Raw genomic sequence first — 19476 nt, forward strand, 5'->3', positions numbered from 1 at the left:
ACGTCGTTTTGGGAGGGGGTGGGACAAATGGGTTCTCTGTCGGTGTTAGTTTTCGGCTTTTCAATGATTATGATTGGAGTGGTGTCGTTGTTGTTAATGAGGTCGTACTTTTCGAAGCTTTTCAGGCGGATTAAAGAAAGCCATTTGGCGGCTGAAATTAAAGGACCCCTCGACAACTTTGGAGTCGTTGCTGAATTGGTCGGGAACGTAAGAGCTGTCTATTCCCCGGTTGGGGGAGGGCGGTACATTTCGCGAGAAAAGACGGTCCTCCTGAGTTACCCCCCGGGGAGCAAAGGTCTGTGGGCACTTTTGGAAGCAGCTCACGAAGCGGGGCACGCGGCTAAACCGCATCCCCTTACCGAATTGCTGGCATCAACCCCGTTAAGGCTCGCGATCAGCATGGTGGCTCCCGTGGCCATATCTTTTTTTGTGGGCTGGCGGGTGCCGCACCAGGCAATTTCTTTAGCTCTGCTGGCCGTTTTACTGAGCTTTCCTTTAATTGCCCTGGCGGCCATCACGCAGGAGGAGGTTGGAGCCTGCCTTTTTTCGAGGCGCTGGATGTGTTCCTATCTTGATGGGCAGGGCTACGAGACCTATCAGGGTGCTGTTGCTAAAATGATACATGCCGAGGTGGCTTTTGAAATTTTGGACGGGTTTGCCCTGCTTTTGTTTTTCGAGGGTGCAATCGTTTTATTTTGGGGCTTGGGGAGGACGTTAATATGAGCGCAGGCACGCGGTGGATAAAAGAAGAAATGCTGGTTGCCGTTGCGGCGATAAGCGCCCTTTTGTTATTGACGGTAGTCGGGAAAATGTTGTTCCTTTTCTGATTGGATGGGGTGGTGGCAAATCATGCTCGTTCTCCTGGCGCATCCGGATCCAGAAGTCCTGGCAGGCTACCTTCGGGGTGCGGATCACGAAGTCAGGGAGCTGTACGTGAACGACCTGGCCGTTCAGGCAGCCGTGAAGTTTGGTGCTGACGCCGTAATTTACTCCGACAGCCTGGAACCGGTTGTGCCCCACGAGGAGGCACTGAAGGCTCTCCTCGACGCCGGCCTGCGCGTGGTGCTCCTGGCCCGGCGGGATAGCCCTCTGGTACCCTATGCTGGCGCCCTGGGAATCCGGGACTTAGTTTTCCTTCCTGCTTCCCCGGCCCAGGTCCTGTACCGCCTGGAAAACCCCGCATCTCCCCAGGAAGCGGCTGAGTTGGTGAGGGGGCTTATGGTAACCGGAGGCGTAGCGAGTCCGCTGAACCCGGCCACACTGGCCGAGGCGGGCCTGGAGCCCGACGAAGCAGCGGTGGGGGAAGTGGAAGCAGGTGAGGCAAAGAGAAAAAAAGCGGGGCTGCTTGGAAAGCTGAACCAGCTCCGTCCGGTTAGCATCAATCAAGCCGGTAAACCTGAACAGGAAAAAATGCAGGCCGGAAACGACCCGGAGCCGGAAAGATCAACTCCGGGAGGAGAAGACGCCGTAGAGCCGGACTACAAACCCCCGCAGGATACGGGTAGCGGTATTCCTGTTCTAAACAGGGTGGTTTCGGGCACCCCTAAAGTGCTCCTGGGACTTGGCAGCGACCAGCTGGAAGAATGGTTCCAGGGGGTATTTGACGGCGTTCTGGAAGTAATCCACGCTTCCAGGACGCCGGAAGATTTTAAAGAAGCCGTTGAAAACGCCGCCCCGGATATAGCCGTACTGATGCGTCCGGGGCCGGCCGGAGGCATAGCCGACGCTCACAAGCTCGCCGCATGGGCGGTAACCAGGGTGCCGGCCGTTCTGTTCATTGCCGGGGAGCTGGACGATGCAGGCAGGGAAATGGCGGAAGAGGCCGCCAGTGCGGGGGTGCGCCACATACTTACCTGCCCGCCCGGCGGTTTCGTCTCCGGGGAAGAACTGGTCTTCCTGGTCAACTTCCTGATCCGTGAGCTGAAGCCCGGGCAAGCCGGACCGGCGGCGGTGCAAAAGCCCGAGCCGAAAAAGAAACAGAAACCCCGGAAGAGCGGGCGGCCGGAAAAAAAGTTCCGGTTCGTACTGCCCGGGGCATCTGTTAAAGAATCCGTGCCGCTGGAGGAGGTAACCCCGGAAGACGAAGCGGAAAAGGATGTGCCCCTTCATGAGGCACAAGGGAAAAATCCGGCATCCGTAGTCCCCGGGGGACTTCTGGCGGTCGTATCGCCCTGGCGTCCGGGTCTTGCGGGCAGAATCGCCGCTCAGGCGGCGAGGATGTTCGCGGCCACCGGAAACGAAGTGGCCTTTATATGCGCGGCGAAGGAGAGCACGGGTGCGGTCTGGCTGGACGTGAGCGACGAGGAACTCATCATGTGTGACTGGCGTGTGCCCGGGTCGGCCGTTCCCCTGGTGCGTGACAGGCTAAAGCTCTGGCCGGTGGACCCGGCAAAAGACCTGGACTGCGGCAGGGACGGCGTGATCGAGCTCATAAAGCAGGCACGCAGGACTGCCGTCTACACGGTGGTCGACTTCGGCGGTGACGTCAGCCTGGCCGGTAAAGCGGTATTCCTCGGGCGCTCGGTAGTGATGTGCGTCGTCCCCGGCGGGGACCCGGTGGAGCTGAAGACGGCCCTGCTCTGGTTCCGGCAATTGAAAGAGGGGAGGGAAAACGTGGTGGCGGGCATAGACCTCAGGGGGGTGCCGCCGGTCGTGCCGGAACAGCTGAACCCCGTGCTGACCATCCGCCACAACCCGGCGGACGCCCTTTCCGAAGCCCTGGTGCGGGGGGTGGAAGGAGAGTTTTACTGGGAAAGGATGAGGAGCATTGCCAAAAAACAAACTGGTTAACGTTTTAACAGCCCTGGTCCTGGTCGTACTGTCCGGCGCTCTTGTCTGGTACATCATCGGGATTACCGCGCCGACGGTGCCGGTGGTCAAGGCCCAGAAGAAAATACCGGTGGGTACTATTATCACCGGCGACATGGTGAAGGTCCAGCCCATGGCCAGGGTGGACGTACCTCCCGACGCCGTGTCGGACGTCCGGGAGGTAATCGGCAAAACCGTAACCCTCGGCACCCTTCTGCCGGGTGACCCCGTCAGGAAGGCGCACGTAAAGGCGGGAGTGGGGAGCCTGCAGGCCCGTCTCAACGCCCTGGCCCCCGGAAGGGTGGCCGTGGACCTGCCCGCCGAAAGTGGGCTGAAGGGGCTTTCCGCAGGGGATAAAGTGATGGTCTTTGGGGAAGTGCCGGTCGGGGATGCAGCCTCGAAAACGGCGGCCACGGTCGTGGAACTCATAGCCCGTGATGCCGTGGTTCTCGAGGTGCCCGGGGACAGGCCGCAGGGCGAGGGCGTATTCGGCGGCACCGGGGGCGCCAAGGGGCCGGTGGTGGTGGCGGTAACGCCCGAGGAGGCCAAAAAAATCGCCAACTCCATCGTCAGGGGCAAAAGGACGGCGATAGCCCTCCTGCCCCGGGAGGGGGTCAGGTAAATGTTCGGGTTGGGCAGGAAAAAGAAGAAGGATATGCAGGAACCCGGGGAGAGCCTGATCCTGTGGGGGCCTGCAGCGGGAACGGAGCATGCGGAGCAGGAGGAACGGGAACGGGAAAAGGAAAACCCCGGGATGATCGACGGCATTCCGGTCTCCCCCGGGGCCCTGCCGGGGCGGGGGAAGATAGTAACCTTCCACTCTCCCAAGGGTGGGGACGGCGTGAGCACCGTGGCGGCAAACGTAGCCGCCCTGCTGGCCAGGCATGCCGGGACGGTGCTGGTGGACCTCAACGGGGTGGGCGCGGTGAGATCCAGGTTCGGGCTGCCTTCCGACTGTCCGGTGAACATCCTGGACTGGGAGAGTGCTGAAGACAGGCGGCACATATCGGTTTACGAGCACCAGTGCGGGTTGGCCCTGGTGCCCGGCGTGGTGCACTACGACGATCTGGAGCGGGTCAATCCCGCTCTTGTTTTCCGGGTCCTCGGAATCCTGAAAGATGCCTACGAGTACGTGGTGGTGGACGCACCGCCGGTAAACGGGGCCAACCCGGCCTGGGCCGCCGCGGTGGTTTCCGACAGGGTGTTCACCGTCATCACTCCCGACCGGGCAAGCATCGACATGCTCGGGGGTACCGTGAACTACCTGGAAAGGCTCGGGTGCGAAGATCGCTCGGCGGTAATGCTGAACAAGGCCGGTGTGCCCGGGGGTATACGTGTCGCCGACCTGGTGGACAAAAATCCCCTGGGGGTGGAATTCAAGGCTATCCTGCCGTACAGCGATGCGGTGATGGAATATAACAACCGGAGACAGGTGGTAGCGCTCGCCAGACCCAAAGACCCCTTCTCCCGGGCGGTGTCCGCTTTCACGGAGGAGGTGTTTGACTGAATGGATATAGAGCTGATCAGGAAACTGGCCGGTAACTTGAACGAGGTCGTGCCGCTGGAAATTGCCACCGCCGATACTGAACAGGGCCAGGACGCGGCTATCTCCCAGGAGAACCTTTCCCGGCTGAGGGGTTACGTGCAGCTGGCTTTGAGGCAACAGCTGAAGCCGGAGGAACTGGGGAAGTCCCGGGACCCGCTGGTGCGCTCGCGGCTGAGGAGCATAGTGATGCGTGCCCTGGTGGAGCTGGACATCCCCATAGGCAGCGGTGCGGCGGCGGCCCTGGCCGAGGAGCTTGCGGACGACCTCCTCGGTTTCGGCCCCATCGAGCAGTTCTTTTACGACCCGGAAGTTACCGAGATCAAGGTGATCCGGTACGACCTGATCCGGGTTGAAAAGCACGGTATTGAGCGGGTGGCGGAGGGGGTGCGCTTCCGGGACGAGCAGCACTGCCGCGACATACTGGAGCGTATGCTGGCCCCCACGGGGCGGCGTATCGACATCAGCAGTCCCCGGGTGAACGCCAGGCTTTTCGACGGCTCCCGGCTGATCGCCCACATCCCCCCGGTGGCCGTGGAGGGCACTACCATCACCATCCGGCGGTTCCGCCAGGACATGACGGTGGAAAACCTGCTCAAGCGGGGGGTGCTCACCCCGGAGGTGCTGGAGTTCCTCAAGGCGGCCGTTCTGGCCCGGATGAACATCGTGATATGCGGCGGTACCAGTTCCGGCAAGACGACCCTCCTGAACTGCATCGCTTCCTTCATTCCCGACGAGGAGAGCATCATCACCATCGAGGACCCTGCGGAACTGCAGCTGCAGCACAGGAACGTCAGGCGCCTTGAGGCAAAACCGCCCAACCAGGAGGGAAAGGGGGCAGTCACCCAGCGGGACCTGATGGTTGACGCCCTGCGCATGGCCCCCAAGCGGATCATCATCGGGGAGTGCCGCGCGGGGGAGGCCTTTGACATGCTGCAGGCTATGAACACCGGCCACCTGGGGAGCATGACGACCATCCACGCCAACTCGGCCCGTCACGGCACCCGGCGCCTGGTCAACATGGTCCAGATGGCCGAACTCGACCTGCCCTACGAGGCCATTATCGAGCAGATAGCCGACGCGGTGGACATCTTCATCCACGTCCTCAAAGACCGGTCGGGACGGCGGCGGCTGGACCACATCGTGGAGGTGACCGGCGTCGAGCGCACGCCCGAGGGAGTGCTCAACGTGGGGCTGAACCCCCTCTGGCAGTACGACCGTTCTGCCGAAAGGCTGGTCTGGGTGGCGTCAAAATTCACCCGGGAGCGGATTTTCCGGGAAGAGGGGGGCTGGACGTGCTGACGCTTTTGAGCATTGCCGCCGCCGGAGCCACCGTTCTGGCCCTGCTTGTACTCATCTTCGGCCCGAATCTTTCCGGCCGCACCCGTTCCGTAAGGCTTAAAGAACGCAGGACGGCCGTGAAACAGGATCTTCCCGTGCTGCTCGCAGGGGCTGCCGGGTGTGCCCTCCTGGCTTACGCGGTGACCGGGACGGTTTATTTTGCTGCCGCCGCCTCGCTGGGCGGCTTTTACGTGTCCAGGTGGTGGCGTGGCGTGCAGGAAGCCCGGAGAAAAGAACTCCTGCGGGTGCAGTTCGCCGACGTGCTGCAGCAGTTGGCCAGCGCGGTACGGGGCGGCCTGAATCCCTACCAGGCCCTGGAGGACGCCGTGCCGAACATGCCCCGGCCGGCCAGGGACGTTTTCTTTGAAGTGCTGCGCAGGACCAGGACCGGGCAGACCATTGTCCAGGCCCTCGATACTGTGCGCCAGGAAACGGGCTGGGAAGACCTGCGGGTCCTCACCGTCGGCCTGAGCCTGTACAGCAGGACGGGTAGTGACCTGGCGGCCATATGCGACCACGCCCTGGAAGCCTACTACGAGAGGGAAAGCTTCCGGGCGTTCATCGACGCGGTTACCGCCGACAGCCGCATGACGCTGAAAATACTGTCCGGTTTGCCCTTCCTGGTGGTGGGGTTTGCCCGGGCGGTGAACCCGGAGTTCGCCGGGCCGCTCTTCCACACGCTGCCCGGGAGCGCGGTATTTATAATGTGCTGCGCGATGATCTTCCTGGGCAATGTGGTGGTTAAGAAGATGATGGCCGGGGTATCGCAGTAGGGAGGGGGAAATATGGATCTGCGTCTCATGGCGGCTCTGCTGGCGTCGGCGGGTATAGCCGCTTTAATGTTGAAGAAGCCGTCTCTTTTTTCGGAAGACGTCCGGGGGAGGGCGGAGGAACTGCTGGCCCGCACGGGGAAAAGGTTCTCTTCCGGCGATTCCCGCACCCTGCTGGAAAGGAAAATCGTCCAGGCGAACCTGGACATCCGGCCGGAGGTGTTTGCGGGTTTGCGTATAGCCCTTCCCCTGGCCTGCATGGCCCTGTTCGTCCCGCCGGCGTTGTTCGGGTTCCTGGACATATACTGGGGGATCGTCCCGGCGCTGGCGCTCTGGTTCCTGCCCGGCTGGTGGCTCAACAACCGGGTGAAAAGCCGGGTGGCCGCCATCAGGCGGGACCTGCCGGACTTCTCCATCATGTTTTCCACGGCGCTGGCCGCCGGGGCGGACATCCTGACTGCCCTGGAACAGGTGGCCTCCTCGCTGAAGGGGGAGCTGGGGGCCGAGATCCAGCGTGCCTGCCGCGACATGGCTGTGGGGAAGAGGCGCACAGACGCCCTGGCGGAGATGGCGGCCCGGTGCGGGGTGGACGAGTTGACCGCTCTGGTCAGGGTCATCGAGCAGGCCCAGCGTTACGGCTCACCCCTGGCCGAAACGGTGAAGCAGCACGCCGCCCAGATGCAGCTCCTCCGCCGTTACGAGGCCCAGCGGGTGGCCGGGGAACTGGGGGTCAAGATCATCTTCCCGATCATCATGTTCATCCTGTTCCCCATGCTGGTTCTGGTGGGGTTCCCCGTCGTCTGGCACCTGGTTGCCGCCCTGGGCAACTAATTGAAGGAGGTGATATCCGGTGCTGAATAAAGTCAAAACCCTGGCGGTCAGGTTTCACCGCGACCGGTCGGGAGCCGGAATTGCCGAGTACGGCCTGATCCTGGCCCTGGTGGCGGTGGTATGCATCGCGGCTCTCACCGCTCTGGGCGTTGCCCTGGTGAACAAGTTCAACAGGGTCAAGGAAGCCCTGGACAGCACGGGCTAGTCAAGATCCCCGGGTTACCAAACCCGGGGATTTTTCTTGAGGAGGTGTTGCCGCCGTTGTGGCTGTGGTTGTGGGCTTTCATGGTTTTCGCGCACATTTTTTTCTTATTCTGCTTGGGCATTTGTTTCCACCGCGCCGGGCCGGAGTTCCCGTACGGAATTGACCAAAGCGAGTACATCATCAGGTGTCAGAGAAAAAGCATAATACTTCGCAAACAAAACCCTGAAATCGGGAGGTTTTCTTTCAAGAAGGTTTTTGCCCGTTTTCGTGGAGAGAAGAAGCGTGGTAACGGCGAGGACCGTACGCCGGATCGTGCGGACGGGAACCCCGGAAATGCCGGTGCCCGGTATCTGCCCATCCCGGAAGAGCCAGGTTTGAAATTTGACTTTGACCCCCGCTTCATCCGAGTTCTTCGAAACGAGGAAGGCGGCGGTTGCAAGTTCGTATTTAATGCTTACGCTGGGATCTTTCGTACTTTCGTAGACGCGGTACGCGAGAGGCGACATGTGAAGTTCCCATGCATCCTTCTTCCGGAGAGCATATATCATGGGGGTGACCTGAACGCTTCGGGCAAGGAAATAGCAATTCACAAGTTTCCAGATCAGGAGGAAGATCGCGAAAAAGGAGAAGAAAAGGCCAACCCACATTGCTATAGAAGTGATTCCCTGCAGCAGGAAGGCGGTGAAAAAGCCGGAGCAAGCAGTGACGGCCACAATGCTTACGCAGGAAAAGCCGACCACAAGTACGTGCCGGCATGTTACCGCGGGAGCGCAGCGGAGCCCGGCACGCAGGAGCTCCCTCTCAGGGAAGCAGCTGTACAGTTTTTTCTCATTCCGAAGAGGCTTATAGTCGTGCTTTTCTGGATTTTTCGTTCCTTGTGGTACGTGATGCTCCTTCATGACCTGGTGTTCCTGCCCCTGTTTATATTTCTTTTTCTGCGATTTGTAGGCATCGAATGGAAAAGTTGCCCCGCCGGGCCGGTACCTCACGGCTACGTGGAACCGGTTTTGTGGCTTCAATTTCTGAGTGACTGGAACCGTTTTGGGGAAACCGGTCAGGTGGCCGGTGTTTTCCGCGTCTGCCTGACTTTTTATCTTCTTCTCCTTGGCGCGGACTTTATCCTCCCGGCAGTACTGGTTCCTTTTGCGCGGGCGCTCGGCAGGTGGGTCAAATCCATGCCTGCTTCCGTGTACCTCGACTGTCTTACGGGGTGCAGTTTCATCCTGGTGCCCCTGCTGGGAGGTTACGCAGCGGCGGCGTGGTTTGCAACGACATCTCTTACCGGCCTGGTGGTGACGGAGGGCAACCGGGCATTACTGCTGCTCTGGGCGTGCTTTTTTGCGTTCTACACCCTGCTGGTGCCTTACAACCGCAAGGTTTACCACTGGCACGCCGGCCTCTGGTGGCGTTTCATCACAGTTTGAACCGCTATCCCTTAAAGGGGGTCATACTACGGAACGATTTGCCGCGGAACTCGCCGACCGGGCCTTCTACTTCGGGCTGGGCCTGCTCGCTTATGCCGTTTTTCGCTCGGTCATCACTTTAACCATTGCGACCGCATACAGCTTTTGGGAACTATTCAGAAGCAGGGGGTGTTAGTGAATGTCGATTGAATTTCCTGTCATCATCGCTGCCATCGTAGCTCTTGCGGCGGCTTATACGGACGCCAGGTGGGAAATGACCATCCCCAACTGGTTGACGTACCCGACCGCTCTCGGCGGGGTGCTCCTGGATTTATGGCTGGGGAGGTATGATTACCTTATCGGTGCACTGGTAGTGTTCGTGGCCATGTTTTTATGCTGGATATTCGGCTGGATAGGGGGCGGGGATATGAAGCTCGCCCCGGGGCTGGCGCTCTTCCTGGGACCCCTGCCGGTACTGTACGGGGTGGCCCTGGCGTCCGCCATCTTCGCCATATGGGGCGGCTTTAAAGCCTGGCGCGGTACGGGCCGGCCGGCGGCCTTCCTGATGGTCCTGGTGGGGAGAATGCCCGGCGGGGCTGTGCCCCTGGCGGTGTTGATGGGTCCGCTGGCGGTGGGGTTGAAAGTGCTGGGGGTATGAGAAATAGCTGTCAAAATTGCGGAAAACAACAGCATTTGCTAAAATAAGACAAGGAATACCATAACTGCGGGCCTCACCTGCCGGGGGAGATTCTTCTCCGAAAGGGGGTGGGGCAGGGATGATTACCGCACAAGACGTAATACAGATCGTGCAGGCAACCATCCAATTGCTCACCCTCGTGGTGCTCATCACCTACCGCAGGGAATAAGGTAAAAACCCTCTAAACTGTGCCAGCAGTTTAGAGGGCAACCGAAAAACCTCGGCAGGTCGAGGCACCAACGCCGTTTGTTATGGTATTCCTGCTTTTAATCTAACATATAGCCCCCATAATGTCAAGGGAAGTTGACTGCCCGGCTTTGCCGGGCTTTTTGTTTGTAGGAACGGTTGTAATTTCTGCCTTATAGAGTATATAATAAGAGAAACTCTGAAAGGTGGAATTCCGTATGTCTGAAAGGATAGCAACAAAGCGAAGCTACCCCGTTGTTAAAAAGGTGCGTGTTTGGGGAAAGGGTCAATTTACCATCCCGTCCGAGATGAGAGAACGCCTGGGAATCAACGAAAACACAATCCTGGAAGTTTTTCAGGCCGGTAAGGCTATTGTGGCTACCCCGGAAAAGATAACGGTCAAGGAACTGGCTGCTTCCGTCCGTAAGGAAATGGCCAGAAACGGTATCGACCTGGAAAAACTTTTAGCTGAGTTGAGAGAGGGTAGCCATGAGTATAAGACAGATTAAAGTGTTTCTGGATAGCAGCGTTATTATAGCTGCCCTTGCCTCAAGTACGGGCGGTTCACATGAAGTGCTGGCCCTGGCCGAGTTAGGGATAATTGTTCCCTGTATATCCGAAGACGTAGTGGGCGAGGTCCTGAGGAACATTCAAAAGAAGCTGCCAGGTTGCATGGACAGCTACTACGTCCTGTTTAAGACACTGCCGTTCGAGATAGTGGACGCAACCAGTGAGGATCTGGAATACGCCAGTTCATTGATCAACGAAAAGGATGCTCCAATACTGGCGGCGGCCATATCCGGTAAGGTAGATTGGCTGTTAAGCCTGGACAAGCATTTCCTGAACAGCGATTTGAAAGGGAAGGTAAACTTTGCTATCGGTACACCCGGGGATTTTCTACAAGAGCTGGTGTCCTTTCTGAAAGGAGATGGTTAACCAGGAACCTGCCCGGCCCTGCCGGGCTTTTTTTATTTTTGGGGCTGTTTTTGCCCTGCCCGTGCTATAATATTCCAGAAGGTGGTGGTTCCTGGAACAAAAGTTTTCGTTCATGCGTCGAATATATATAAAAGGAGTGGTATCATCTGCTGAGATTTTTCTGGTTCATCATCATATTGGCGCTTTTCGTGATCTTCGTGCCGGGAATGCGCCCGGTGTAGGTATGGACAAACTTTCCAAAAGGAGAGATGTTTATGCGTAAAGCGGCTGTGCTGTTTATTGCAGCTCTGATGCTCCTGAGCTTTGCTACCTTCGCGTGGGCGGAAGCGCAGGATGGCGGTGGCGGACCATCTAACTTAGACGCTGCGACGCACGGGGTAGATAACGGTTTCATCGACGGTTCAGTGCCCGTATATGGAGGAGGCGGGGGTTCGGGTAACGTTGCCAAACCTATCACCATTGTTGTCAACGGCAATGAGATCCGTCCCGACGTTGCACCGTTCATCAAGGACGGGCGCACCTTCGTACCCTACCGGTTCATAGCGGAAGCCCTGGGCTGCAGGGTGGACTGGGACGGTAAAGACCAGAAAGTGACCGCCGAGAAGGACGGCCTGAAGGTAGTCATGTACGTCGGCAGGAAGGCCGCCTACGTCAACGGTATGGAGAAGCAGATGGACGTGGCCCCGATGGTGAAGTCCGGGCGCACCTTCGTCCCGGTGAGGTTCATCAGCGAAGGATTGGGGTACAACGTCAGGTGGGAGAACGACACCTGGACGGTAATCATAAATTCTCAGGATTACGACCCCGGCCAGGGCTTCCAGAAGGTCAGCTATAACCACAATGAGCCCAGGCTGGGCATAGTCACCGACGGCGTGTTCTGGAAGGGAGGTTATGACCCTATCAAAAGGTCGTGGATCAATTAGAGAATTAAGTAAAAAGGGCTCAGGAATATTCGGTCCAGACAAACGTTCAGGCTCACTCGCCTGACGTTTTTATTTTTTTGAGAAAAACTTGGGAGAGCAAAGGGGGAATGCACGTGCGCAGGGTTATCGTCGCGTTTCTGGTTCTGGTGTTCCTGTTTACTTCGGCGTTTCCGGCGCTCGCGGCAACGACGTCCGGGTGGGGTTTGTGGAAGGACGTGACCACCTTCGGATTCGACGATTATCACACCAGGGTGGGGGACAATACGAACTTCCCGGTGATGTGGCCCGCCTGGTACGCCTTCCAGAACCCGCCCGAAACTTCCTACTCCCAGCCGCTGATCCTGGACGGGGACTACTTCGGCAAAGACCGCCCGGTGATCATCGCGGCCATAGGAAAAGCACTATGCGGGTTTGTTTCCAAACAGGCCAAACCCGACGGGAAATTTCAGCCCAACCCGCCGGTCTGGTCCCTGCCCCTGAAGGGCGACGGCCCGACCAAGAGCCACCCGACGCTGGTGGACCTCAACGGCAGGAAGCTGGTATTCGTAGGCACCGAGCACGACAGCACAGTGGGCGGGGCATGGCTCCAGGTGTTCGACGTGACGGACTTCGACCACCCGAAGGAAGTGTTCCGCGACTGGTCGAAACAAGTTCATGACATTGTCTCTGCTCCGGTTGTTTACGATTGGAACGGTCGCCTGATAGTAATAACTACAACCGGTGATACACAACGGATAGCTCTCTGGGTTAACATGGACAAGCTAAAGGAAACTGGAAAGCTAAATCCGGGAGAGGAAACGGTTTACTACCTCGATCTCCTCGGCCGCACATCGTCCACGCCGAGCATCGTGAAGCTCGCCGACGGGTCCGACGGCTTCGCCGTGGGCGTGGACCAGGGGCTGTACAGCGGCAAGCTTGCAATCTATAAATTCAACGATATCCTGGGAGAGAACAATGGAAAACCGTATTTAAAGAGCAAAGAGCCATACAGGACAGCAAACCTCCCCTCCGGCCTGGTGGCCAGCTTCTCGGTCAGCGGGGACCGTACGAAGCTGTACTTCGGAGACTGCCGGAGCCGGGTGTACTGCTACGACACGCGGGCACTGAAAGGCGCGTGGGTGAACACCGCTGTCGCCGGCACCTTCTCCAACCGTTCCCCGGCCCTGCTCCCGGGTACGGTCTTCTTCCCGGCAGTGGGCGGTACCAGCTCGGGTGACGTGAACTCCCCGGGCAAAGTGATCGCCGTGGACCGCAACACCGGGAAGACGATGTGGGTGGCGAATTTCGACTCCCGGGCTCAAACAGCCCCGGCGGTCTGGGCGGTCAACGGGCACGGCAGCATTGTCCTCGAAGGTACGCGCGGCATTTCCGGCAAATCCTCCCCGGCACTGGCCATGCTGGGCGCGGGCACCGGTGAGAAATACGGGTACGTCAACCTGCCCGTGTCCAGCGGCGGCGGGTCCTACGCCGCCGGTGTTTCGGGTGAAATCTCCGTAGCCCACGACCACCTGGTGGTCACCACGAACGAGGGCATATTCGCCTGGAACGCCATCCCCATCGACCTGGAGGCTGTCTCCATCGACTCCGGCGTGCCCAGGGGTCAGAAGGCGAAAGTGGGGCAGAAATACACCGCCACCGTGGTCTTCAAGTACAGGCAGGATCCCGGTGTCGAGTGGCCGCTTGACCTGATACCCGTGGCGGCGTTCCACGTAATCGGCGACACAATCAATAAAGCGAGTTTAAAGGACGAAGCGGGCGCACCGCTGCCGGTTTACGAGGGCAACAAGCAGCAGGTCATCTCCCTCAACAAGCAGGGTGACACGGTGACGGTCACGTTCGACTGGACAGCCCAGCCGGGCTCGAAGAAGCTGGTCGCCGCCCTGAACACGTTCTACCCGGACATCATGAACCCGAAGCTGGTGCGGTACTACCCCGAACTGACCGAAAAGAACAACGTGGTGTCCGTCAATATCGAGGTTGAGGGCCTGCACGACGTCAAGGCCACCCTCCTGCCCGCCAAGACTGTCTGGAAGACGCTCCCCGGGCGGGACGTGAAGATAATCGTAACCGGCAGGGCGACCAGGAAGGACGACAGCAGCGGTGAGATCCCGGTGAGGTTCACGGTGAGCGGCCCGGGCGGGCCCGTAACGAAGACGGTGCGGCTCGGACCGAAGGACAGCGAGAGGACGATTTACACCTTCACCACGTCCACCCCGGGGACGTACAGGTTCCGTGCGGAAGCGTGGCCGGCGGACGGCTCCTGGGAGGACGCCTACCCGCCGGACAACGTGGCCGAGACCACGGTGAGGGTGGAGGTCGTGCAACTGCCGCCGAAGGACAGCAAGATCCATGCGGAGTTGATTGGGGATTAGATTGTAGATCTGGTTCAGGGGCCGGGGTTGACCCGGCCCTGTCGTTTTTCAGAAGAGTTTTCGTGTGCTGCTAAATTCCCACCTGTATTTTGTACCGGTTTGCGAAAAGAAGGAGGTGGCAACAAAGGAGTTGATTATTTTCCGACCCATATACAACCTCTGGTTCAGGTTTGCCAAAAAAAGAATTCTGGAAACCCAAAGCGTTTACGAATACGGCTATGCGGATTTTAGAGTATCGTCGCTTTTCACCTCCATAACCGCCGTAATAGGCGGTCTAATGTTTTACCCATATTATCTGAGAGGGGATATTGGGAATTATGAAGCTTTTTTGCTCATGCTGGTATTTGTTGTAATCAAGTTTGGCTTAACGCATATTGTGGGCATATCACTTCAAGAAACTGTGTTTATTTTGGACTTGCCCAGTCATTTAAAAGGGAGGGTTGTTTATGGTTGTTATAATTTCGCCAAGAAAGAAGCGGTAGAAAAGAAAGACAATCAAAATAGCGCGGACAATACTGGCAAACAAAAACGAAACGTTTTTCTTTCTGTATGTAGGTTTGTAAACCATGCGTTCAAACTCACAATAGCCCAATTTTTTAGCAAAACAATAAAGACCGATGGCAGCTTGTCTCATATCTGTAAACTGAACTTTAACACCCAATCCCAATAAAACCCCGGAAAATCAAGGCTTCCGGGACATAACGAGTTGGCGTGCCACAACATTTTACCTTATTGTGGTAGATATGCTAATTAATGATTGTTACATGATTTGGAACTCCTATTCCCAATGCTTTAAAAGCTTGAAAAGCATTTCCTGGTAATTCAGTTCGGCACAAGTATCTTATGCCTTCCAGGGTTAACTCGACAGCTTTTAGATTTTTTAAATCCCTCATGAGATACAAGTATTCAACCTGGCTGCCGGCCAGCTTGAGATACCGGTAAAAAGCCGATTCCAACACCAGCGCCAGAAAACAAACCATGACATGTGCCCTTACCCGGCGGTCTTTCCAGTGGTAGATTGGCCTTAAATCAAGGGTGGATTTTAATTCCCGAAAGGCCCTTTCCACCCGCCAGAGTTCTTTGTATGCCAGGGCTGCCTCTGCAGTGTCCAGTTGGGAGTTGGTCCTGAGAACATACTTACCGTCATAACGGGCATCTTCTTCCAGAGCCTTCTGATCCACGGCAACATTGGCGCCTGATATTTTCAGAAACCTGCTGTAGCCACTGTTTGACAGCATTGATTTAAGACCTTTTTCGTTAAGCTGTTTTTCCAATTTCTTGACAATCTCTTCCCGGGCTTTTCGGTCGTGTTCAGCCTCCATTGGGTTATAGCAGATAATGTAACGATTGGCATCATGCCAGACTTCTTTTACTTTCAAGTTCTCGGCCACTTCTTTGTAACGGCCGCCCGTTTTCAACACTTCCGCAACCGCCTGCATCCGGCGCATTTTTACGCCGACGATATATTCGATATGTTCTCTATCCAACTCATCCAGAAGTGTTGGGCTAACCATTCCCCGGTCGGCTACGAAGATTACCCGCCGGAGCAGAAACCGTGTTCGGGTATCATGGATGACCTTCTTGAGGTCTCGATGTCGGCAGTATTACCGGAAAAAACCTGGTGAGCCACCGGTATTCCTTCCCGGGTCATAAGCACTCCTACAATAATCTGCACCCGGTCGGAGCGGTGGTCTTTGGAATACCCGTATTCCGCCAGACCTTCGGGACCATTTCCAGTGAAGTAGGTGGAGGTGGTGTCCCAGAAAACCAGATCCAGTTCCAGGTTAAATAGATTTTTCGTTTGCTCAAATAACTCCAGTTCAATGGTTTCCTTATGTAAGATGAGAAAGTCCAGTGCCCGGTAAAAATGGTGTAACTCCAGTTCCTTAAAGGCGGGCCGGTAGATCTCGTTGACCCATTCGTTGACCGCCCGCTTGGACAATGGATCACTGATACGGTTTAGGACCATGGCGTATATGGCTTCATCAAGAGGACTGGTTATTTCTGTTTTATCAAGAAGGTTTTTGATAATGGCAGCCAGCCCCAGCTTTTCCCACAGGTGCCGGAAGATCAGCTCAGTACCCCATTCTTTTGCCTCTAAAACCATAAGCCTGGCGGCTTCAGCTTGGACCCACCTCTTTTTGGAGAATTTAGCCAGGCTTTCAATAAAACGGTCGAGGCTACCCGACTGGGCATCTTCAATGCGGCCCAGGTTAGCAACAACTTTCTGGCGTACTTTACCGTTTTCGCGAACACCTTCAACTATTTGCAAGTACGTCCTTTTAGTGCCATCTTTATTGGCGAAGGTTTTAGTCCTGACAAACATAGCATAATCATTATAACATGGCAATATTGGATATTCAAAGACAGTAAATGGTATACGTGGCACAACATTTTTTGATATTCCCAATATACATCCTTGATTTTACTGGGTTTTCAAGAGTTGATGAAGCCTAAAACCCGCTTTTACTGTCAAAGTTGAGGTAAAAGCGGAAATCGGGATCATATTAGTCACGAACGAATTGAGGTTGGCGAAAGAAAAACCCAACAGAACTATTTTGCAAACACCGGCAGCGTGGCCGGCAAAAAAATAGAATATCCCGAAAAAGACAGCATTTGCCACTGGTCCTCCAATAAAGGGAAGGAACAGCCGTGGACCGAATGGAGAAGGCATTTCTGGCTCTGTGAATCTTGTACAGTTTCCACCATCGGGGAACAAACGAAACCTGAATACTGCATCTCTTACTTTGATGGAAAAAAGAATCCGGCCACTTCCCACATTAACCCTGGTGACAGGAATTCCCAGGGAGAAGTACACACAAGCATGGCCAATTTCGTGCAAAAAGATCGCAAGGTAATGGCCCATCAACATGGAAACGATAAATGCCAGTATTTCCACCACTTAATTAATCAACTCCCTGTGGAAAAACTGCGCTTCGGAACAAAGCTGTTAATTATTATCAGTTCTCCCGTTTGGCTCATCCACCTGCTCTTTGACAAAAGGGACTTAAGGATAATCGACACTGTGAAATACAGAGGTTGTTAGGATTGAATTTGTCAATCTTAACATTGTGGAGATTGCGGAAAGAGATAAAGAAAAGTCCCTGGAGTTATTGCGAAAAATAGCAGCTCATAAAAAGGTGTTGAACTGGATGTCCCCTGGTTACGGGGACGAAGTGTATGAAGGGAAAATCCGGGCAATTAAGAACAACCCGGGTAAGTTAGAGCGGGAAGGTTTGTAGTCCTCCCGCTTAACTTTTTTCTGGACGAAAATCTCGGGGGGTGGGTGTATGACAGTCGTTATGATCTTCCTAACCGCTCTGTGTGGGGTGTATTTAAGCTGGGTAGCTGTACTGTGGTTAAAAGGGTTTCTTATGCCAGGCGCACATCCGGGAATCATAGTCCTGATACTGGTTTACGGCTATGTTTTGTGGAACGCCAAAGAAGAATTGTGGGAAGGGAAGGAACCCTTCTGGTTCAACCTGCTCGTTCCCCGGAACAGCATTTTGCTGCTTTGAATATCGGGAAGTTTTTCATGCGGGCACCCGGAAATGGAAAGAAATTCTTGCGGGCAGGTGATGTTGCATGGTATAATATTAACAGCAATGCAGTTGAAGGGAATGATAGCAATGCATATAGTCAATATAACAGATATCCGGCAAAACGCCAGCAAAATAATTACCCGGGTGGTTGAATCCGGTGAACCAGCAGTGGTTCTGCAAAGGTCAAAGCCAGTCGTTTATATTGTTGGGGCTTCCGCTTATGAAGAAATGCTGAGAAAACTTGAGGCGGCAGAAAATTTGTTCCGGGTGGCCGAAACGAAAAACACCCTGCAGGAAATCACCAGGCTGAGGGAAAAAATGGCCCGGAGGGGCAAGCAGCAGGACTCTGTACCCCTTATCCGGGAGTTGCGGGAGGGCAGGGTACGTTGAGCCGCTACGTATGCCTGGACAGCAGCGTACTGATCAAGCTCCTCACCTGGGAAGAAGGGAGTGATGCCGCAGCGTTCCTGATGGAACGCATTATTGAATCCGGACGGACAATAGTATTGCCCGCTTTTGCCTGGGCCGAGGTGGGCAGTGTATTGCGCCAGAAAGCCAGGAGAAAAGAAATAACCCCGGAGGAAGCGGAAGAAGCCTGGCGCATGTTCGGCCGGTTGAAGATAATAACCTACCTGGAAAATGAGAGGGTGTCGGCTGCGGCCTGGGACATCGCCGTAAAAGAAAACCTCCCCACGCTTTACGACGCCGCATACCTGGCGGTGGCAGAGATAGCCGCACAACAATCCGAGGGGGGTGTTTGTGAGTTCTGGACCGCCGATGAAAGGCTGGTGAACACGCTGGGCGGAAGGAAGAAATATGTGAGGTTGCTCCGGGGCGTCCAGCCGTAATGGGAAGGAAAGAGAGGAGCATGATTACCGGCTTCAGTTGACCAGTTAGTCGATCATCGTTAACCTGTCAAATACATAAAGGAGGTTACCTATGAAAATCAAGCGGATGTGGAAAAAGGGCCTGTTAATACTTACCGTAGCTGCTCTGGCACTCACGCTGTTTGCCACCGTGGGGTGGACGGGGGATGAAGACGTGGAGTATATGCGGTGGAACGGTCCGCCCGTTGATAGTCTCACCCCTGTCAAGTACCGTATGGGCAGCAAGATAGTCATAATGGAATTTCCCGACATTGAAAAATATGCATGGAATCTTGGGGCAGGAATGGGTGAAAGATACCCGTCGCTAGAAGTTGTTGAGATCGACGGGGTGCCCTGGCAGGACTCGCCCTATGCGGAAGTAATCAAGGAGAACCTGACGTATTACGGTGAAACCGGCAGTTATTTCGCCCGCCATCCCGAGCTGATGGAGATTGTCCTTGACAAGCGATTCAACGGCAAGGGAGCGGAGGTCTGGAAGCTTTTCAGCCAGGGCAAATCCGTAGCCGAGATCAAGCAGATACTGCTGGGCGGCAGTGAAAAGAAACAGCCCGGAACCGGGCCTTCGAATGAGAAGCCTTCCCCGGAAGAACTGCCCCCGCCGGAACCCGGGGAAATCTCCGTGGTGCTTTATCTCAACCAGAAGGACTATTCCGTTGCCCGCGAAGGTACCTGGCACAGGGCCAGCCTGGACGCGGCACCGGTTTTCAGCAACGGGAGGACCCTGGTGCCCCTGCGCGGGGTGATGGAGCAGTTCGGTGCGGATGTGAAATGGCTGCCCGAAAGCAAGCAAATCAAGGTGCAGCTCGGGGACAGGGAAGTGGTGCTGACCCTCGGCTCCACCGAAGCCCTGATCAACGGACAGGCGGCAAAACTTGACGTACCGGCGAAGGTGGTTAACGGCAGGACCCTCATCCCCCTGCGCTTCGTCTCGGAACAGATCGGCATGGATGTGGTCTGGGAAGCAAAAACGCAGAGCATCACCATAAAGCAAAAACAAAAGTAAAAGAGCAGCTACAACCGGCAACCCTGCCC

21 protein-coding genes and 1 pseudogene are annotated in these 19476 nt (G+C 56.1%); 19 read left to right on the top strand and 3 right to left on the bottom strand.

Translation table 11 applies throughout. From position 1 onward, the window contains the following. The first annotated feature begins 309 nt into the window (after positions 1–309). The 8 genes from D7024_RS14565 (at position 310) to D7024_RS05080 (ending at position 7498) form a co-directional block, all read left to right on the top strand. Positions 310–723 (top strand): hypothetical protein, encoded by a 414-nt coding sequence (locus D7024_RS14565; RefSeq protein ID WP_125185620.1) that lies wholly within the window; start codon positions 310–312, stop codon positions 721–723. Positions 724–849: 126 nt separating this feature from the next. Further along, the gene (locus tag D7024_RS05050) at positions 850–2790 is read left to right on the top strand and encodes a hypothetical protein (RefSeq protein ID WP_121450807.1); all 1941 of its coding nucleotides are present in this window, start codon (positions 850–852) and stop codon (positions 2788–2790) included. Next, positions 2768–3430: an SAF domain-containing protein gene (locus tag D7024_RS05055; protein ID WP_121450808.1), complete on the top strand. Its 663-nt coding sequence runs from the start codon at positions 2768–2770 to the stop codon at positions 3428–3430. Before D7024_RS05050 ends, D7024_RS05055 begins: the two co-directional genes overlap by 23 nt. Continuing rightward, a complete protein-coding gene (locus D7024_RS05060) occupies positions 3431–4315 on the top strand; it encodes a CpaE/TadZ family protein (RefSeq protein WP_121450809.1) in 885 nt (294 codons plus the stop codon). Continuing rightward, positions 4316–5653 carry a TadA family conjugal transfer-associated ATPase gene (locus tag D7024_RS05065; protein ID WP_121450810.1) on the top strand — a complete coding sequence of 446 codons (1338 nt, stop codon included), beginning with the start codon at positions 4316–4318 and terminating at the stop codon, positions 5651–5653. Then, positions 5647–6465 (top strand): type II secretion system F family protein, encoded by an 819-nt coding sequence (locus D7024_RS05070; protein ID WP_165859273.1) that lies wholly within the window; start codon positions 5647–5649, stop codon positions 6463–6465. Before D7024_RS05065 ends, D7024_RS05070 begins: the two co-directional genes overlap by 7 nt. A 12-nt stretch (positions 6466–6477) precedes the next feature. After that, complete coding sequence (locus D7024_RS05075; protein WP_121450812.1) at positions 6478–7293, top strand: type II secretion system F family protein; 816 nt, start codon at positions 6478–6480, stop codon at positions 7291–7293. A gap of 19 nt (positions 7294–7312) precedes the next feature. Continuing rightward, positions 7313–7498, top strand: a complete 186-nt coding sequence (locus tag D7024_RS05080; protein WP_243113698.1) for a Flp family type IVb pilin — start codon at positions 7313–7315, stop codon at positions 7496–7498. 104 nt (positions 7499–7602) lie between these two features. Here D7024_RS05080 and D7024_RS14570 read toward each other — a convergent pair whose 3' ends face one another. Beyond that, a complete protein-coding gene (locus D7024_RS14570) occupies positions 7603–8397 on the bottom strand; it encodes a hypothetical protein (protein ID WP_125185621.1) in 795 nt (264 codons plus the stop codon). Between D7024_RS14570 and D7024_RS14575 the strand changes: the two genes are divergently transcribed. The 7 genes from D7024_RS14575 (at position 8350) to D7024_RS05115 (ending at position 14685) form a co-directional block, all read left to right on the top strand. After that, positions 8350–8922, top strand: coding sequence for a hypothetical protein (locus tag D7024_RS14575; protein WP_165859274.1), 573 nt, complete (start codon positions 8350–8352; stop codon positions 8920–8922). The genes D7024_RS14570 and D7024_RS14575 overlap by 48 nt on opposite strands. A gap of 178 nt (positions 8923–9100) precedes the next feature. Continuing rightward, the gene (locus D7024_RS05090; protein WP_121450814.1) at positions 9101–9559 is read left to right on the top strand and encodes a prepilin peptidase; all 459 of its coding nucleotides are present in this window, start codon (positions 9101–9103) and stop codon (positions 9557–9559) included. A gap of 443 nt (positions 9560–10002) precedes the next feature. Next, complete coding sequence (locus tag D7024_RS05095; protein WP_121450815.1) at positions 10003–10293, top strand: AbrB/MazE/SpoVT family DNA-binding domain-containing protein; 291 nt, start codon at positions 10003–10005, stop codon at positions 10291–10293. Further along, positions 10274–10720, top strand: coding sequence for a PIN domain-containing protein (locus D7024_RS05100; RefSeq protein ID WP_121450816.1), 447 nt, complete (start codon positions 10274–10276; stop codon positions 10718–10720). Before D7024_RS05095 ends, D7024_RS05100 begins: the two co-directional genes overlap by 20 nt. A 404-nt stretch (positions 10721–11124) precedes the next feature. Then, positions 11125–11643: a copper amine oxidase N-terminal domain-containing protein gene (locus D7024_RS05105; protein WP_165859275.1), complete on the top strand. Its 519-nt coding sequence runs from the start codon at positions 11125–11127 to the stop codon at positions 11641–11643. A gap of 113 nt (positions 11644–11756) precedes the next feature. Then, the gene (locus D7024_RS05110) at positions 11757–14015 is read left to right on the top strand and encodes a PQQ-binding-like beta-propeller repeat protein (RefSeq protein ID WP_121450818.1); all 2259 of its coding nucleotides are present in this window, start codon (positions 11757–11759) and stop codon (positions 14013–14015) included. A gap of 115 nt (positions 14016–14130) precedes the next feature. After that, positions 14131–14685: a hypothetical protein gene (locus D7024_RS05115; RefSeq protein ID WP_125185623.1), complete on the top strand. Its 555-nt coding sequence runs from the start codon at positions 14131–14133 to the stop codon at positions 14683–14685. Between the two features lie 76 nt (positions 14686–14761). Here D7024_RS05115 and D7024_RS15640 read toward each other — a convergent pair. Beyond that, positions 14762–16341, bottom strand: a pseudogene (locus D7024_RS15640) (IS1634 family transposase). A 99-nt stretch (positions 16342–16440) separates the two neighbouring features. Next, positions 16441–16917 (bottom strand): site-2 protease family protein, encoded by a 477-nt coding sequence (locus tag D7024_RS05125; protein ID WP_121450820.1) that lies wholly within the window; start codon positions 16915–16917, stop codon positions 16441–16443. 472 nt (positions 16918–17389) lie between these two features. Between D7024_RS05125 and D7024_RS14730 the strand changes: the two genes are divergently transcribed. The 4 genes from D7024_RS14730 (at position 17390) to D7024_RS05145 (ending at position 19447) form a co-directional block, all read left to right on the top strand. Beyond that, the gene (locus D7024_RS14730; protein WP_165859276.1) at positions 17390–17533 is read left to right on the top strand and encodes a hypothetical protein; all 144 of its coding nucleotides are present in this window, start codon (positions 17390–17392) and stop codon (positions 17531–17533) included. A gap of 111 nt (positions 17534–17644) precedes the next feature. Beyond that, on the top strand, positions 17645–17947 hold the full coding sequence (locus D7024_RS05135; protein WP_121450822.1) for a type II toxin-antitoxin system Phd/YefM family antitoxin: 303 nt from the start codon (positions 17645–17647) through the stop codon (positions 17945–17947). Continuing rightward, on the top strand, positions 17944–18405 hold the full coding sequence (locus tag D7024_RS05140) for a type II toxin-antitoxin system VapC family toxin (RefSeq protein WP_121450823.1): 462 nt from the start codon (positions 17944–17946) through the stop codon (positions 18403–18405). Before D7024_RS05135 ends, D7024_RS05140 begins: the two co-directional genes overlap by 4 nt. 91 nt (positions 18406–18496) lie before the next feature. Further along, positions 18497–19447: a copper amine oxidase N-terminal domain-containing protein gene (locus D7024_RS05145; protein ID WP_121450824.1), complete on the top strand. Its 951-nt coding sequence runs from the start codon at positions 18497–18499 to the stop codon at positions 19445–19447. Positions 19448–19476: the final 29 nt, after the last annotated feature.

It is taken from the genome of Desulfofundulus salinus (genome assembly GCF_003627965.1).
Lineage (GTDB): Bacteria > Bacillota > Desulfotomaculia > Desulfotomaculales > Desulfovirgulaceae > Desulfofundulus > Desulfofundulus salinus.

What these genes read in the sequence shown, in the direction of transcription:
- D7024_RS05050 (WP_121450807.1), top strand. Translation starts at nt 850, where the DNA reads ATGCTCGTTCTCCTGGCGCATCCGGATCCAGAAGTCCTGGCAGGCTAC.
- D7024_RS05060 (WP_121450809.1), top strand. Translation starts at nt 3,431, where the DNA reads ATGTTCGGGTTGGGCAGGAAAAAGAAGAAGGATATGCAGGAACCCGGG.
- D7024_RS05065 (WP_121450810.1), top strand. Translation starts at nt 4,316, where the DNA reads ATGGATATAGAGCTGATCAGGAAACTGGCCGGTAACTTGAACGAGGTC.
- D7024_RS05075 (WP_121450812.1), top strand. Translation starts at nt 6,478, where the DNA reads ATGGATCTGCGTCTCATGGCGGCTCTGCTGGCGTCGGCGGGTATAGCC.
- D7024_RS14570 (WP_125185621.1), bottom strand. Translation starts at nt 8,397, where the DNA reads ATGAAGGAGCATCACGTACCACAAGGAACGAAAAATCCAGAAAAGCAC.
- D7024_RS05090 (WP_121450814.1), top strand. Translation starts at nt 9,101, where the DNA reads ATGTCGATTGAATTTCCTGTCATCATCGCTGCCATCGTAGCTCTTGCG.
- D7024_RS05095 (WP_121450815.1), top strand. Translation starts at nt 10,003, where the DNA reads ATGTCTGAAAGGATAGCAACAAAGCGAAGCTACCCCGTTGTTAAAAAG.
- D7024_RS05100 (WP_121450816.1), top strand. Translation starts at nt 10,274, where the DNA reads ATGAGTATAAGACAGATTAAAGTGTTTCTGGATAGCAGCGTTATTATA.
- D7024_RS14730 (WP_165859276.1), top strand. Translation starts at nt 17,390, where the DNA reads ATGCCAGGCGCACATCCGGGAATCATAGTCCTGATACTGGTTTACGGC.
- D7024_RS05135 (WP_121450822.1), top strand. Translation starts at nt 17,645, where the DNA reads ATGCATATAGTCAATATAACAGATATCCGGCAAAACGCCAGCAAAATA.
- D7024_RS05145 (WP_121450824.1), top strand. Translation starts at nt 18,497, where the DNA reads ATGAAAATCAAGCGGATGTGGAAAAAGGGCCTGTTAATACTTACCGTA.